This is a genomic window from Caballeronia sp. NK8 (assembly GCF_018408855.1).
Classification (GTDB): domain Bacteria; phylum Pseudomonadota; class Gammaproteobacteria; order Burkholderiales; family Burkholderiaceae; genus Caballeronia.
Genome location: NZ_AP024328.1, coordinates 221,156 through 236,961, shown reverse-complemented (window position 1 = coordinate 236,961; position 15,806 = coordinate 221,156). Strand labels below are relative to the sequence as shown.

6 protein-coding genes and 7 pseudogenes are annotated in these 15,806 nt (G+C 58.8%); all 13 read left to right on the top strand.

Annotated elements, in window-relative coordinates:
- Window positions 1–638 precede the first annotated feature (638 nt).
- The 13 genes and pseudogenes from NK8_RS41715 to NK8_RS41655 all read left to right on the top strand — a co-directional run bounded on the left by NK8_RS41715 (window position 639) and on the right by NK8_RS41655 (window position 14,717).
- The gene (locus NK8_RS41715; RefSeq protein ID WP_213233866.1) at window positions 639–2,108 is read left to right on the top strand and encodes a pyruvate carboxylase subunit B; all 1,470 of its coding nucleotides are present in this window, start codon (window positions 639–641) and stop codon (window positions 2,106–2,108) included.
- 30 nt (window positions 2,109–2,138) lie between these two features.
- Entirely contained in the window at window positions 2,139–2,672 is a 534-nt protein-coding gene (gene accB / locus NK8_RS41710) for an acetyl-CoA carboxylase biotin carboxyl carrier protein (RefSeq protein WP_162071077.1), read from the top strand.
- Between the two features lie 8 nt (window positions 2,673–2,680).
- Complete coding sequence (gene accC, locus NK8_RS41705; protein WP_162071078.1) at window positions 2,681–4,051, top strand: acetyl-CoA carboxylase biotin carboxylase subunit; 1,371 nt, start codon at window positions 2,681–2,683, stop codon at window positions 4,049–4,051.
- A gap of 296 nt (window positions 4,052–4,347) precedes the next feature.
- Window positions 4,348–4,710, top strand: a complete 363-nt coding sequence (locus NK8_RS41700; protein ID WP_213233864.1) for a DUF485 domain-containing protein — start codon at window positions 4,348–4,350, stop codon at window positions 4,708–4,710.
- Window positions 4,710–6,381, top strand: a pseudogene (locus NK8_RS41695) (cation acetate symporter). Before NK8_RS41700 ends, NK8_RS41695 begins: the two are co-directional and overlap by 1 nt.
- Window positions 6,382–6,555: 174 nt before the next feature.
- Window positions 6,556–7,188 carry a carbonic anhydrase gene (locus NK8_RS41690; RefSeq protein ID WP_162071081.1) on the top strand — a complete coding sequence of 211 codons (633 nt, stop codon included), beginning with the start codon at window positions 6,556–6,558 and terminating at the stop codon, window positions 7,186–7,188.
- Between the two features lie 104 nt (window positions 7,189–7,292).
- The gene (locus tag NK8_RS41685; protein WP_213233862.1) at window positions 7,293–8,615 is read left to right on the top strand and encodes an adenosylmethionine--8-amino-7-oxononanoate transaminase; all 1,323 of its coding nucleotides are present in this window, start codon (window positions 7,293–7,295) and stop codon (window positions 8,613–8,615) included.
- Window positions 8,612–9,801, top strand: a pseudogene (bioF, locus tag NK8_RS41680) (8-amino-7-oxononanoate synthase). The gene NK8_RS41685 and the pseudogene bioF overlap by 4 nt, the downstream one beginning before the upstream one ends.
- Window positions 9,798–10,498 (top strand): annotated as a pseudogene (gene bioD, locus NK8_RS41675) (dethiobiotin synthase). Before bioF ends, bioD begins: the two co-directional pseudogenes overlap by 4 nt.
- Before the next feature lie 4 nt (window positions 10,499–10,502).
- Window positions 10,503–11,502: pseudogene (bioB, locus tag NK8_RS41670) on the top strand (biotin synthase BioB).
- A gap of 188 nt (window positions 11,503–11,690) precedes the next feature.
- Window positions 11,691–12,449 (top strand): annotated as a pseudogene (locus tag NK8_RS41665) (SDR family NAD(P)-dependent oxidoreductase).
- A 17-nt stretch (window positions 12,450–12,466) separates the two neighbouring features.
- A pseudogene (locus NK8_RS41660) lies at window positions 12,467–13,656 on the top strand (acyl-CoA dehydrogenase family protein).
- A pseudogene (locus NK8_RS41655) lies at window positions 13,649–14,717 on the top strand (phosphotransferase). The pseudogenes NK8_RS41660 and NK8_RS41655 overlap by 8 nt, the downstream one beginning before the upstream one ends.
- Window positions 14,718–15,806 lie beyond the last annotated feature (1,089 nt).

Here is a 15,806-nt window from a genome sequence, read left to right as displayed (position 1 = left end):
CGTCAATGCTTTCCTTCTTGAGCCCCGTGCCGTGCGGTCTTCAGCGCTGACCTGCGTTCTCGGGTTGTGTATTCCGGCTTGAGGTCGTGCCGTCGCCCCGTGAGAGCATGAGAGTCAGGCTAGACGAGTTACTTGCCGCTCAAGTGGGACGACGGCACGTGTCCATTCCAACCTACCGCTCAGCAGCACCGCGCAGCCTTGCGCGGAATTCGGCATCCAATGCTGACGAAACGGGGCACTCGCCTTCCGGGTACGGCGCCCGCTTCAGATTGGAACCCTTGGATCGGCCTCCCACGACGTTGACGGAACGGCATGTCTGGCATCAATGAGCCAGTTCGACGGGAGAGCGGCGAGTGCCAAGCCCGCTGCCGGCCTTCAGACGCATTAGGTGAGAGCGGTGGATCCGCGTAAGTCTGGTTCGGCTATATACACTATAGTAAATACCAAGCGGCCATTGAAATCCGCCTCCTGTTCGATGAGACTCGCCGACCATCTCAGAACCTTAAATTAGCGCTTAGACCTCGTTACTTCCCACTACACCAGCGCTTACAACGGACGAATCTCATAGGGAAAACACCATCGAGTCTTTTTTCAGACGTCCTGTTACTATGCAGTAAGTGAAACTGATCGGAGGTAGAATGGACAGGCAGGGTAAGAAGATCGGCATCGTCGACACAACACTGCGCGATGCTCATCAGTGTCTCTGGGCGACACGGATGAGAACGGCACATATGCTTCCCGTTGCGGAAGCTATGGACAACGCAGGGTTCGCACAGATTGACCTCGTAGCACCAATTCAATTCGACGTCTGTGTTCGCTACCTCAAGGAGGATCCTTGGGAGCGTGTGCGGCTAATGCGTAGTAAGGTACAGAAAACGCCACTTCGGTTTCTCGTGCGAAGCAAGAACTTGATGACATTCGACATGCTGCCGGATGACATCCTCGAGCTCTGGGTCGAGCGCGCGGTAGCAAACGGCTTTCGTATCGTCGGCTCGTTTGATGGGCTCAACGATGTGGAAAACATCTTGGCAACGACAAGGGTCGCTAGACGACTCGGTGTGGAGACGTTTGCCGCCCTGTCTTATTCGCTTAGCCCGGTTCATACCGACGAGCTGTATGTCAGAACCGCTCGGGAGTTGGTAAAAAGCAAATCAGTCGACGGAATCATGCTTAAGGACGCGGCCGGTCTTTTGACCGTAGATCGTATCCGTACGCTCGTGCCTGCAATCAAGCAGGTCATCGGCAATTTGCCGCTCGAGATCCACAGCCATTGCTTGACCGGCTTGGCTCCTCTCGTCTACCTCGAGGCCGTTAAATGTGGTGCGGATCTTCTTCATACTTCGATCGCACCGATGGCAAACGGAGCGGCTCAACCCGCGACGCAAAGCACCGCAAGGAATCTGCGCCTGATGGGATATGACGTCCCACTCGACGACCTGACGGTCGACATGGTCGGGGAACATTTCCAACGTATCGCCGAGGCAGAGGGCAAGCCTGTTGGAGAGGTGCTGGAATACGATGTGTTTCACTACCAGCACCAGATGCCGGGTGGCATGTTAAGTAACTTCAAGTCACAGTTGGCCGACGCGGGTCTTTCTGATCGATACGATCAACTGCTTGAAGAGGTGGCGAGAGTTCGCGAGGAACTCGGCTATCCAATCATGATCACGCCGTTCGCCCAATTGGTCGGCACGCAGGCTGTGCTGAATGTCGTCCATGGCGAGAGATATCGCGTTGTGCCGAATGAAATCAAGAAGTACGCGCTGGGTTACTACGGCAAGCTTCTCGCCCCTGTCGCACCCGACATGCTCGATCGCATTGTGGAGAACGGGTCTAAACAGATCGCGCTGAAGCCTACTCCGCCCGAACCGGCCGTGGCTGCGCTACGCAAAAAATATCCGAACGCGTCGGATGACGAGAGACTCTTGCGGTACATGTTCGCTGGCTCCCAGGTAGACGAAATGCTTCGCGAGAAGGGCGATATGACTCGTGAATACCAGCACGATCACTCCATCGTGGCGTTGCTCAAAAACCTCTCGCAGCGCCCCAAAATCGGCCGTGTCCATATTTCTCGCGGTGAGTTTCAACTGGATATCTCCGGCAATTGAGAGCCGAGACTGTTTAACTGGGAGTTTTTCATGAGCATCAAGCAGCTTACGTACGAAGACGTCCGAGAGATCATTAAGCTAGTCGAGGAGGCAGACAAATTCAGCGAGTTTCGCCTCCGGTATGACGACATTGAAATTTCACTGAGCAAGAACTCACGCCCAGCGGACATTTCAACTCAAATACAAACATCGATCTCGAAGCCGGATTCGTCTGCAAAGCCGGCAGACCTGCCGGAAAGCGTCCGGAGCGATTCCGTGCGGAATGTCGAGGTGCCTGCGGGATCGAAACCGGTCGTTCAGGAGGGGTGGCCTGAACATTTCGTCACAGTTCGCGCGCCGATGGTCGGCACGTTCTATTGCGCCCCGGAACCCGGCGCGGAACCGTTTGTGTCCGTCGGAGATACGATCGCCGCTCAAGACACGGTTTGCATCATCGAGGTGATGAAATTGATGAACGCACTCGCTGCCGAATCCGGAGGCGTTGTCAAAAAGATTTTGGTATCGGATGGTGAAACAGTTGAGTACGGCCAACCGCTGATTGTGATCGATCCGGCAAGCCGATAGGGGAGAACATGGGTATCAAGATTAAGCGCCTCCTCGTTGCCAACCGTGGCGAGATCGCTGTCCGCATCATTCGAGCGTGCCGCGAATTGGGTATTGAAACGGTTCAGGTTTTCTCGGAAGCAGATAGGAACTCCCTGGCCGCGAAGATGGCTGATCGCGCCGTGTGCATCGGCGGTCCGAAGCCTCAGGACAGCTATCTGCAACCGCGGCGTATCCTGGCCGCCGCCTCAGCCCTCAACGTCGATGCGATCCACCCGGGCTACGGATTCCTTTCGGAGAATGCCGACTTTGCGGACCTCGTCGAAGCGGAAGGCTTCATTTTCGTCGGGCCGACAGGCGCCTCCATTCGTTCGATGGGCGATAAGGCAATGGCACGTAAGCTCGCCGAGGAGGCTGGAGTACCAACGACGCCTGGCTCCAAGGGCGTAGTTACCGACGCCGCAGCGGCTGCGGAAATCGCCGAGACCATCGGTTACCCCATTTTACTGAAAGCATCCGCCGGCGGCGGCGGTCGGGGAATGCGGGTGGTTCAAGATCGCTCAAGCATCGAAAAGGCGTTTCTTGAGGCATCACGCGAAGCTACCATTGCGTTCGGAAACGGGGCGATGTACTTGGAGAAGTTCTTAACCGATATCCGACATATCGAAATTCAGGTGCTCGGTGATGGAAAGAATGTCCTGCATCTCGGTGAGCGGGATTGTTCGACTCAACGTCGGAACCAGAAACTCATCGAGGAAAGTCCATCTCCTGTCCTCTCCGCCACCCTGCGGGCGAGGATCGGGGAGGCAGCCGTTCGCCTCTGCAAGCACGTCCACTATCGGAGCGCCGGGACAATCGAGTGCATTTTGGATCCAGCATCAGAAAGCTTCTATTTCATGGAGATGAATACGCGGATACAGGTCGAGCATCCGGTTACCGAAATGGTTTCGGGCATCGATCTCGTGAAGGCGCAGATTCGTATCGCCTCCGGTGAGGAAATCGAAGTGCTGCAGTCGGAGGTTCGTTTGAATGGTCACGCAATCGAATGTCGTATCAATGCGGAGGATCCCGCGCAGGATTTCCAGCCCAAGCCGGGACGGGTCCAGCGCTATTCACCGCCAGGCGGAATCGGCGTTAGGATGGACAGCCATCTGTTCTCAGGATATGTAGTGCCACCTTATTACGACTCCCTCCTCGGAAAGATCATCTGTTGGGGCGAGACGCGAGAAGAAGCCATCTCGAGAATGAAGCGCGCATTGCATGAACTGGAAATCGATGGCGTTCATACGACTCGAGACTTCCACCTTGACCTGATTGGCAGCAAGGACTTTGCTGAGGCGAAAATTCATACTCGGTACATTCAGGATACCTACTTGCCAGCTAAATCGAATAAAGGTTGAAGATGACCTCGCTCGATCGATGTTGTCCGACTTGGTGCAATAGATGTAATCCATTCGCATAACGAACGAGAAACGAAAGGCGCGGCCCGCTCGGGCGATCGAAGAACGCTCGATATTCGCTCTCGCATCGGTGCGGGATGAAGGAGGCGTAAGGCATACATTGAAGCTTAAAACGGCTGTCCGAGAAAGCGCGGCGCCGGAATCCAGATTTAAGCGTGCGGCATGAACCCGTCTTTCGATGCGGTTATCGCGAGCACCGAAGTGGCGGACTTAACCGTGATAGGGAGGAGACATTTGTGCGTGATATTCATTCAGACGTAGAAAACAGCGGGACTGCTGCCGAGTTCGCACGGCGGTTCCGCGACATCCATTCCGATCCGAAATTTACTAGGCTCGTTACGAGCCGAAATCGTCTCGTGTCATTTCTACTGCTCGTGATCTTCGCAGGATATTTCGCTTTTTTGGCGATGGTTTGCTGGTATCCATCGATGGTGGCAATGCCGCTATACGATGGTGCTGGCGTGACTGTTGGTGTTGCTGCCGAACTCGTTCTTTTCATCGTCTTTCTTGCAATCTCGGCGATCTACGTATCGTTCGCAAACGGAAAATTCGACGCACTTCTGAGCAGTATTCTGACACAAGGAAAAGGGACGAGATGATGGCACGGACGACGCGATGTGGGGCCAGCTCGCTTCTGTTGGTAGTGGTGTCTAAGGCTGCGTGGGCCGGCGATGCAATACAAGCGACTACCCGCCAACCGCTGAACATTCAAGCGATAGCTTTGTTCTTCTGTTTTGTTTTGTTTACGCTCGGGATCACCTTTTGGGCAGCAAAAAGAACGAGGTCGACCTCCGACTTCTACAGTGCGGGTGGCGGCATCACGGGTTTTCAGAACGGCCTTGCTCTGGCTGGTGACTACATGTCTGCTTCAACGCTCCTCGGCATCACTGCACTTATTTATACGGATGGCGTGGACGGATATATTTATCTGATAGCGTTTTTTGCTGGGTGGCCGGTGCTTCTGCTGTTAATGACTGATCGCCTGAGAAATCTTGGAAAGTTCACATTTGCTGATATTACTTCCTATCGACTTTCGCAGCGGCCCCTCCGTGCAATGTCGGCAATTAGTTCGCTCGTTGTGGTCTGCTTTTATTTGATCGCACAGATGGTCGGCGCGGGTCAATTAATCAAGCTCTTGTTCGGCCTTGACTACAGCTGGGCGCTGGTAATTGTCGGTGTATTGATGATGGCCTACGTTACTTTCGGCGGTATGGTGGCGACCACGTGGGTGCAAATTACGAAAGCGTTTCTGTTGTTGGTTGGTGGCTCGATCGTCGCTGTCCTTGCGTTCTCAGATTTTCACTTCAGTTTCGAGACGCTCCTGTCCCGTGCGATGGAGATTCACAAGCGAGGTGCGGCACTAATGATGCCTGGCAAGCTTCTGGCGGATCCCGTCGCAGCGATTTCGCTCAGTCTGGGCCTAATCTTCGGTACAGCTGGTATGCCTCACATCCTGATGCGATTCTTCACTGTCAAGGACGCGAAAGAAGCGCGAAAGTCCGTGCTTTACGCAAGTAGTTTTATCGCGTATTTCTTTAATGTCATTCTGATCTTGGGGCTGGCGTCTATCGTTATCGTCAGTAGGGACCCCGGTTCTTCGAGGGGGGCGACATTCACGGGAAATTGCTGGGCGGGGGAAACATGGTGGCGATGCATCTGGCCCATGCGGTCGGAGGCGACTTGATGTTTGGTTTCCTCGCAGCGGTGACCTTTGCTACGATTCTTGCCGTAGTGTCGGGATTGGCCCTTGCTGGTGCCTCCGCAATTGCATACGATCTTTACTCGCATGTGATCCGGCGAGGGGCCGCGGATGAGAAAGGCGAATTGCGTCTTACAAAATTCGCGTCGCTCGCAATTGGGATCGTTGCGATTTTTCTCGGGATGGCGTTTCAGAAGGTCAATGTGGCGTTCATGGTGGCCCTTGCATTCGGTGTGGCTGCCTCAGCAAATTTTCCTGTGCTCTTTCTGTCAATGTTTTGGAAGAACTTTACGACGAAGGGCGCGCTAGCGGGGGGTACACTGGCCTCGTATCGGCTGTCCTGTTGGTCTTCATCTCGAAGTCGGTATGGGTAGATGTCTTGGGTCACGCGCAAGCAATTTTCCCTTATTCCCAGCCCGCCCTTTTCTCCATGCCTCTCGCGTTCGCGGTCGCGATCGCCGTGTCGTGGTTGGATCGAAGCGAATCAGCGTTATCTGAGCGCGCCCGGTTTGCCGATCTATATGTGCGGAGCCAGACAGGAATCGGTGCAAGCTCGCCCGCTTCACACTGACAATCCTTGGCGCTAGGTTGCGCTCTTCATCCGAGCGCGCCTGAACGGCACTTGTCCAACCGGGTGCCTGTGCCTCGCACGACACTCAAGTTGTGAGTTGAGGGCGGCATCGGTAAAGATGCTCTTGATTGGAACGGCAACCTATTCCGGCGTTGAATCGATTCGGAGTTGAGAGTGCAAGAAATCATCGATGGATTTTTCAAGTTTCGGCGTGACATTTTTCCAGAGAGGAGAGACCTCTTCCGGAAATTGGCCGCGAATCAGCAGCCCCGCACTTTGTTCATCGCGTGCTCAGACAGCCGAATGGTCCCGGAGCTGATCACTCAACGTGAACCAGGCGAACTCTTCGTTATTCGGAATGCAGGAAATATCATTCCTTCTTTTGGCCCTGAGCCCGGCGGGGTCACCGCTACTGTGGAGTATGCAGTGTCGGTGTTGGGTGTGCGGGACATCGTGGTGTGTGGCCACTCCGATTGCGGAGCGATGAAGGCGATCGCGAATTGCGACTGTATGGCGGATTTGCCGGCTGTAAGAAGCTGGTTGCGGTATGCCGACTCTGCGAAGCTGATCAACGATGCCAGGCCGCATCGGTCTCGCAGCGAGCGCCTTGAATCGATGATTAAGGAGAACGTGATCTGCCAGATCAACAATTTGCGCACTCATCCGTCAGTGGCGTTGGCAATCGCACAAGGTCGCCTTGATCTGCATGGATGGGTCTACGACATTGAGTCAGGATCGGTTACCGTTTTCGATAAAACCGGACATTCGTTTAAGCCTCTCGAAGCAACCGATGTAGTGAATTATTAGAGCGTTAAGCGTTTCCCGTAGAAGTATTTATCTATTGTTGGGACGCTCGGCCGTTGCTCTCTACGGAAAGCGTACTAAGGGCACACAACAGGAAGCGGTGCATCATGCACGTTCAAGGTTTAGATACCACCGAAAACGATCTCTGGGTTGCCCGCTCGCTTTCCGCCGTGTGGCACCCGTGCACCCAGATGAAACATCACGAGCGTGTGCCGCTCGTGCCGATCGCGCGCGGCAAGGGCGCGTGGCTCTACGATCCGCAGGGCAACCGCTATCTCGATGCGATCAGCTCGTGGTGGGTGAACCTCTTCGGCCACGCGAACGACGACATCAACCGCGCGCTGAAGGATCAGCTCGACACGCTCGAACACGCGATGCTCGCGGGCTGCACGCACGCCCCGGCGGTCGAACTGGCCGAGCGTCTTTCCGCGCTCACCGGCGGCACGCTAGGCCATGCGTTTTTCGCATCGGATGGCGCGTCGGCGGTCGAGATCGCGCTGAAGATGAGCTTTCACTTCTGGCGCAATAGCGGGCAGAGCGAGAAGCGCGAGTTCGCGTGCCTCGCGAACAGCTATCACGGCGAAACGATCGGCGCGCTCGGCGTGACCGACGTCGCCATTTTCAAGGACGCTTACGATCCGCTGATTCGTCATGCGCATGTGGTCGCGTCGCCGGCGGCTGTCGGCGTCGACGAAGCCATCGCTGCGATGCGCGCGCTTTTCGCGCAACGTGCGTCGACACTCGCGGCGGTCATCGTCGAGCCGCTCGTGCAATGCGCGGCCGGCATGGCGATGTACGACGCGTCGTATCTCACGCAATTGCGCGCGTTGTGCGACGAATTCGGCGTGCATCTGATCGCCGATGAAATCGCGGTCGGCTGCGGGCGCACCGGCACTTTTTTCGCGTGCGAGCAGGCGGGCATCTGGCCGGATTTCATCTGCCTGTCGAAGGGCATCAGCGGCGGCTATCTGCCGCTTTCGATCGTCCTCACGCGCGACGACATCTACGCCGCCTTCTACGACGACGACATCACCCGCGCCTTTCTGCATTCGCATTCGTACACGGGCAACCCGCTCGCGTGCCGCGCCGCATTGGCGACGCTCGATCTGTTCGAACGCGCGAACGTGCTGGCGGAAAACCGGCGCAAGTCCGCGTTGCTGCACGAAGCGTTGCAGCCGCTTCTCGAACATGAGCGCGTGCGCAATCTGCGCCAGCGCGGCACGATCTTCGCGTTCGATGTCGATATCGACGACAAGACGTTCTCGCGCCGTTTCTTCGCGAACGCATTGAAGCGCGAACTGCTGATGCGCCCCATCGGTACGACGGTCTACATGATGCCGCCGTACATCCTCTCCGACGACGAACTCCTGCTCCTCGCGCAACGCACGCGCGACACGCTCGACGCCACGCTTCGCGGAGACGCCGCATGACGAACACATCGAAGGCGCTGTATGAAACGCTGAAGCAAGGTCTCGCGATATCGACGCGCGCGGCCTGCGACGCCGCCGCAAGACGATCGACAGCGCGTGCTCCGCGCACATGACCGTCGATGGCCGCGAGATCATCGGCTTCGCGAGCAACGATTATCTCGGCCTCGCCGCGCACGAAGCGATCCGCGCGGCGCTCGCGGAAGGCGCGTCGCTCTACGGCGCGGGCAGTGGCGGATCGCATCTGCTCGGCGGCCATTCGCGCGCGCACGCGCAACTCGAAGACGATCTCGCCGCGTTCTCGGGCGGTTTCGTCGACAACCCGCGAGCGCTCTATTTCAGCACCGGCTACATGGCGAACCTCGCGGTGGTGACCGCGTTGGCCGGACGCGGCACGATCGTGTTCTCCGATGCGCTGAACCACGCATCGCTGATCGACGGCGTGAGGCTTTCCCGCGCGCAGACGCAGATCTATCCGCACGCCGACATGGAAGCGCTCGACGCGATGCTCGACGCCTCGCGCGACGATGCCGCGACGAAGCTCATCGTCACCGACACCGTGTTCAGCATGGACGGCGATATCGCGCCGCTCGCGCGTCTCGTCGAGCTCGCGGAAAAGTACGGCGCGTGGCTCGTCGTGGACGATGCGCACGGCTTCGGCGTGCTCGGTCCGCAAGGGCGCGGCGCACTTGCCGCTTACGCGCTGCGCTCGCCGCATCTCGTCTATGTCGGCACGCTCGGCAAAGCGGCGGGCGTCGCGGGCGCGTTCGTCGCGGCGGATGAAACCGTCGTCGAATGGCTCGTGCAGCGCGCGCGTCCGTATATCTTCACGACGGCGTCGCCGCCGGCTGTCGCGCATGCGGTGTCGGCGAGCTTGAAGGTCATCGGCGGCGACGAGGGCGATCGAAGACGCGCGCATCTCGCATCGCTCATCGAAACTACGCGCGCGATGCTCAAACGCACGCGCTGGATGCCCGTCGATTCACACACCGCCGTGCAGCCGCTCGTGATCGGCGGCAACGACGAAACGCTGGAAATCGCCGCCGCGCTCGACAAGCACGGCCTCTGGGTGCCCGCGATTCGTCCGCCGACCGTTCCGCAAGGCACGTCGCGCCTGCGCATTTCGCTTTCCGCCGCGCACAGCGAAGACGATCTCGCGCGCCTCGATCACGCTTTGAACACGCTATGACCGCTTTATCGCTATTCGTCGCCGGAACCGATACGGAAATCGGCAAAACCTTCGTCTCCGCGCGCTGCTGCACGGCTTCGCGCGCGCGGGCCTGCGCGCCGCCGCGATGAAGCCGATCGCGTCGGGCGCCATCGAGCGCGACGGCGTGCTGCACAACGAAGACGCCGATCAGCTCGACGCCGCCGCGAACGTCGCGCTGCCGAACGACATCCGCACGCCGTTCATGATGCGCGAGCCGATCGCGCCGCACATCGCCGCCGCGCGGGAGGGCATCGCGCTGGATATCGGGCGCATCGTCGACGCGCATCGCCATGCGATGACGAAAGCGGATATCGTCGTGGTGGAAGGCGTCGGCGGCTTTCGCGTGCCGCTTACCGACACGCACGACACCCGCCGATCTCGCGCTCGCGCTGAATCTGCCGGTGGTGCTCGTCGTCGGCATGCGGCTCGGCTGCATCAGTCACGCGCTTTTGACCGTGGAGCCATCGCGTCGCGCGGACTGAAGCTCGCGGGCTGGGTCGCGAATCGCGTCGACCCGAACATGCTGTATCCGGACGAAAATATCGCAACGCTCAGGCAACGCATCGACGCGCCGCTCATCGGCGTGATTCCGCATCTCGCGCCGAACGACGCACGGCGCGCCGCCGATTCGCTCGACATCGGCCTTCTGACAGACCAGCTTCATCGAAAGGATTGACCTCATGACCCAGCAAACCGCCGCAGAGACCACTTCCACGACCACCACGACCACGCCGCAACCGATGCAGCGCTGGCGCGTCGCCGATGTCGTCGCGCTGTACGACCTGCCGTTCAACGATCTGCTCTATCGCGCGCAAACCGTGCATCGCGAAAATTTCGATCCGAACGCGGTGCAGCTTTCCACGCTGCTCTCGATCAAGACGGGCGGCTGCGAGGAAGACTGCGCGTACTGTCCGCAGTCGGTGCATCACGACACCGGCCTCAAGGCCGAAAAGCTGATGGATGTCGACGAAGTCCTGAAGGCCGCCGAAACCGCCAAGTCCAACGGCGCGACGCGCTTCTGCATGGGCGCGGCGTGGCGCAATCCGAAGGATCGTCATCTTGAGCCGATCAAGGACATGATCCGCGGCGTCAAGGCGATGGGCCTCGAAACCTGCGTGACGCTCGGCATGCTGGAAGCGCATCAGGCGCAAGGACTGCGCGACGCCGGTCTCGATTACTACAACCACAATCTCGATACATCGCCCGAGTTCTACGGCCAGATCATCTCGACGCGCACGTACCAGGATCGTCTCGACACGCTCGAACACGTGCGCGATGCGGGCATCAACGTGTGCTGCGGCGGGATCGTCGGCATGGGCGAATCGCGGCGCGAGCGCGCGGGGCTGATCTCGCAACTCGCGAACATGGAGCCGTATCCGGAATCGGTGCCGATCAACAATCTCGTGCAGGTCGCGGGCACGCCGCTCACGGGCGTCGAGGCGCTCGATCGTTCGAGTTCGTGCGCACGATCGCGGTCGCGCGCATCACGATGCCGAAAGCGATGGTGCGTCTCTCCGCCGGCCGCGAGCAGATGGACGAAGCGCTGCAGGCGCTGTGCTTTGCCGCCGGCGCGAATTCGATCTTTTACGGCGACCAGTTGCTCACTACGAGTAATCCGCAAGCGAAGCGGACCGTCGCTTGTTGAGCCGTCTGGGCCTTGTCGCGCATGACATGGCATAGAAAAGCGGCGCCGTGTCGCCATTGCCGAGGCTACTTGAACGAGTCTCGGGCCTTCGCCTGAGAAAGGGCGTCTCGATTTTCATTACCGGCGCATCTGTGGACGCTCATGCGTGGTCGCAAGTGCCGCTTGTCCGATATATCTGCATCTTGCCAGACGGTCGGGATGACAAGGAGAAAAGGTGAGTGATCTGGAAACCGTTGAACAATGCTTCGACCTGCGAGGAAGACGTGTTTTGATAACGGGCGCATCAAGCGGGCTAGGTGCGCATTTCGCCGCATTGTTTGCGGGCTGCAGAGCCGAAGTGATCTTTGGCCGGGCGGCGGATCAGCGTGCTCGAGGAACGGGTGCAGCACCTGCGTAGCGAAGGCTGCGCGGCGTCTTGCGTGCAAGTCGACGTCAACGATGCTGCCTCGAGAAAGGCGCTGGCGGAATCCATTGGTGAACTCGATGTGCTCGTGAACAACGCCGGCATCGTGATCGACAGGCCTGCATTGCAGCAGAGCGAGGCCGACTGGGACGCCGTCATTGATACCAATTTGAAAGCAATGTTTTTCGTCGCCAAGGATCTTTCCCGGCGTTGAAGCCGCGCATGGGCGCAATCGTCAACGTCGCGTCGATTCTGGCGTTGCGGCAGGCCGGTACGTACTGCCCTACGCCGTCTCGAAAGCGGGCGTGATACAGATGACCAAAACGCTCGCGCTCGAATGGGCACGCCACGGCATCCGCGTCAACGCCGATCGCGCCCGGCTACTTCGAGACGGAGCTCAATCAGGAGTTATGGCGTACCAGCGCCGGTGAGGCGCTTATTAAACGCATTCCACAGCGACGCCTCGGGAAACTTGAAGATCTCGACGGTCCCATGCTCCTGCTTGCCTCCGCGGCGTCCCGCTACATGACCGGAACCGTACTCGTCGTCGATGGTGGCCATCTGACGAGCAGCCTCTAACTTCACCCGAAACCGCCATGCTGACACCTTCTCCCACCGACCGCAGCCGCGACATTGCGGACCGTGTCGAAGCATTCGTTCGTGAAACCGTCATTCCCTTCGAGTGCGACAGCCGCAACGGCCCTCACGGCCCCTCGGAAGAACTGGTCACTGAATTGCGCACGCTCGCGCGGGCGCAGGGGTGATGACACCCCACATCCTTACGATGGCACACATTTGACGCACGTCGAAACAGCGGCCGTGTTGAAACGTTTCAGGCCTGTCGCCGTTGGGTCCCGTCGCAGTGAATACGATGGCGCCTGACGAGGGCAACATGTTCCTGCTGGGCAGGTCGCTACCACCGCACAGAAAGAGCGCTTTCTGACAAAGTTGCAGACCGGCGAGGCGCGCTCTGCCTTCTTCATGACCGAGCCGGCCGAGGAGCAGGGCGCAGGCTCCGATCCATCGATGCTCAAGACCACTGCGCGCCGCGATGGCGATGCATGGGTCATCGATGGAAGCAAGACCTTCATCACCGGCGCGGTGGGTGCGGCGGTGGGCATCGTCATGGCCCTGACGAAAGATGGCGACAAGCCTCGCGCCACCATGTTTCTTGTCGACCTTCCAGATCCGGCTATCGAGGTCGTGAAGGTGCTCGATACCATCGACGGATCTATGCCCGGCGGCCACGCGCGGATCGCCATTCGCGCTTGCGGGTACCGGCGGACTCGGTGCTGGGCGAAGTGCACGCAGGATTCGAATATGCTCAGATACGCCTTTCGCCCGCGCGGCTCTCGCATTGTATGCGCTGGCTCGGTCTGGCGGTACGGGCTCAGGAACTCGCCGTCGACTATGCTAGCCAGCGGCACGCATTCGGGAAGCGGCTGATCGACCATGAGGGCGTCGGCTCATGCTGGCCGACAACGCAATCGACCTGCAGCAGGCAGCACTGATGATCGACTGGTGCGCCGACGTGCTCGACCGCGGCGATCTCGGTACGACCGAAAGCTCGATGGCTAAGGTCGCCGTCTCGGACGCACTCTTCAGGGTCGCCGACCGTTGCGTGCAGACCATGGGCGGATCCGGTGTGTCGCGCGATTCGATCGTGGAACAATTTTTCCGCGAGGTGCGGGCGTTTCGCATCTATGACGGCCCGACTGAGGTGCATAAATGGTCGCTGGCGAAAAAGATAAAGCGTGCCGCACTCGGAGGGAGCTATCGTGTCTGATGCCGACAAGTTCTCGGGCACAGTTCCCGTCCGCGAAGCCCATCGCTTCGATCAGCAGGCCCTTTTCGAATGGATTGCGTGACAACATCGAAGGGTTTTCCGGCCCGCTCGAAGTCGAGCAGTTCAAGGGCGGGCAGTCGAATCCCACTTACCGGCTGCATACGCCCTTGCAGGACTACGTGCTGCGCCGCAAACCGCCTGGTCAACTACTTAAAGGCGCGCACGCCGTCGAGCGGGAGGCACGCGTGATGTCCGCCGTCGGTTCGGCCGGTTTTCCGGTGCCCAAGATATTCGGCACCTGCGACGATGCTGCCGTGCTAGGGAGCGGCTTCTTCGTGATGGAACTGGTGAAGGGTCGAATCTTCTGGGATTCGAGCTTCGCGTCGCTGTCGGCGGCCGACCGGTTTCGCTATCTCGATGCGATGAATGCCACTCTCGCTGATCTGCATCAACTCGATTATGCCGCGCTGGGTCTCGGCGATTTCGGCAGGCCGGGGCGTTATGTCGCAAGACAGGTCGAGCGCTGGTCGAATCAATATCTGAGCGACGACGCAGCCGGCCGCAATTCGGACATGGACAACGTGATCGATTGGCTGAAATCGAACCTGCCGGAGCGCGACGAAGCTGCGCTCACACATGGCGATTTCCGCGTCGACAATCTGATCTTTCATCCGGCCGAGCCGCGCGTGATCGCCGTGCTCGACTGGGAACTGTCCACGCTCGGCGACCCCTTGGCCGACTTCGCCTACAACGCAATGATGTACCGTTTGCCGCCGGACATTCTCGGAGGCCTCGGCGGTCTCGATCTCGCACGGCTCGCCTTGCCGGACGAGGCAAATTACGTCAGCACTTATTGCCGTCGCACGGGACGTGAACAACTCGTCGGCTTCGACTATTACATTGTATTCAACATGTTCCGATTCGCCGCGATTCTGCATGGCATTCGGGCGCGTGTCGTACGGGGCACGGCTGTTAGTCATGACGCGCGGGCGATGGGCGACCGGTTCGTACGCGTCGCGCAGCTCGCTTGGGCCGAGGCGCGGCGCGCCGACTCGGAATGAGCAGATCGCTCTCTCAACCGAGGGTAGGCTATTTCGCCAACCAAACTCGCGGTGTGCTTATGGGCGACTCTCTGGAATGTACTACCGGGTCGTACGAGAAGTCGAGATTTATGTCGCGCGGCTCGGTATGCGCGACGTCGCCAGTCGAGTACCGCTTTCTCGCGCGGCGTAGGCCGGAGAGCGTCGAGCAATCGGCAGCGCTGAAGCTTTTGATGTTCGCCCGTGCGACGCACCGCTATGCGGGCTGCATTTTCGTTGTGAAGGCTCATCCGACCGACGCGAACCGAGCCAGTGCGGTGTCGTCGAAATGTCAGACGGGATTGGGGTGTACGGAACGTGTGTTCGCCTCCAGGACGGCACGCTTAAACTGAGTGTCGAGTCCTGGATAACGGCACAGGGATCAGCGGTCGAGGCGACGAACTGGGTCTTGCGTTGCGTTGATGAAGAAAGATCAGTCTGGAAGGTCGTGAAGCCGTAGTGCGGAACACACGCGAGGGAATCTCGAAGCAGCGATGGTTAGATTGCTGCCCCGAATCCCGTTGCGAGTGTCCACTTAGAAAGGAGCGTTGGACGTCGTTTCGCTGCTTTTCGCAACACTGCGGACGGGTTCGCCGTACTCGACGCGTCGAGCAGTGGGTCTCGCTTTCAACGTCTGTGCTGAGTCGTCGGCAATAGCTCCAAACGACGCCACCTCTTCTTAGCCGAGACAGGCGGCAGGTGGCGGCTCTCGACCAAGGCAAACCCGGAGTCGTTCCCGCTGCGGTGATTTCTAAGAGCATTATGGCGTCAAGTTGATGGTAACAGTGCCCTTTGGCCCTGCTATCAGCGGTCGGGATCAAGCCGTGGATTCACAGAACCAGATTCTGGAGCGCTCGGTCCGCATAAACTTGCTAGTCTCAATTCTCATCCATCAGAGCCAAAACAACAGTTGACTCTCAACTTTACTTTAAGGTTACGCTTTCTGAATCTTCAGGATGGGCTGCATCTTGTCGTAGTCGGGAAAGCCATCCGGCAGTTGACGGTCGCACATACGCTTAAAGCGCGACACCGAAGCAGAGATACTCGGCTACTTATATTTTCACGAGCTTT

Excerpts from the sequence above, each read along its gene's own strand:
- NK8_RS41715 (WP_213233866.1), top strand. The coding sequence starts at position 639 with ATGGACAGGCAGGGTAAGAAGATCGGCATCGTCGACACAACACTGCGC.
- accB (WP_162071077.1), top strand. The coding sequence starts at position 2,139 with ATGAGCATCAAGCAGCTTACGTACGAAGACGTCCGAGAGATCATTAAG.
- accC (WP_162071078.1), top strand. The coding sequence starts at position 2,681 with ATGGGTATCAAGATTAAGCGCCTCCTCGTTGCCAACCGTGGCGAGATC.
- NK8_RS41685 (WP_213233862.1), top strand. The coding sequence starts at position 7,293 with ATGCACGTTCAAGGTTTAGATACCACCGAAAACGATCTCTGGGTTGCC.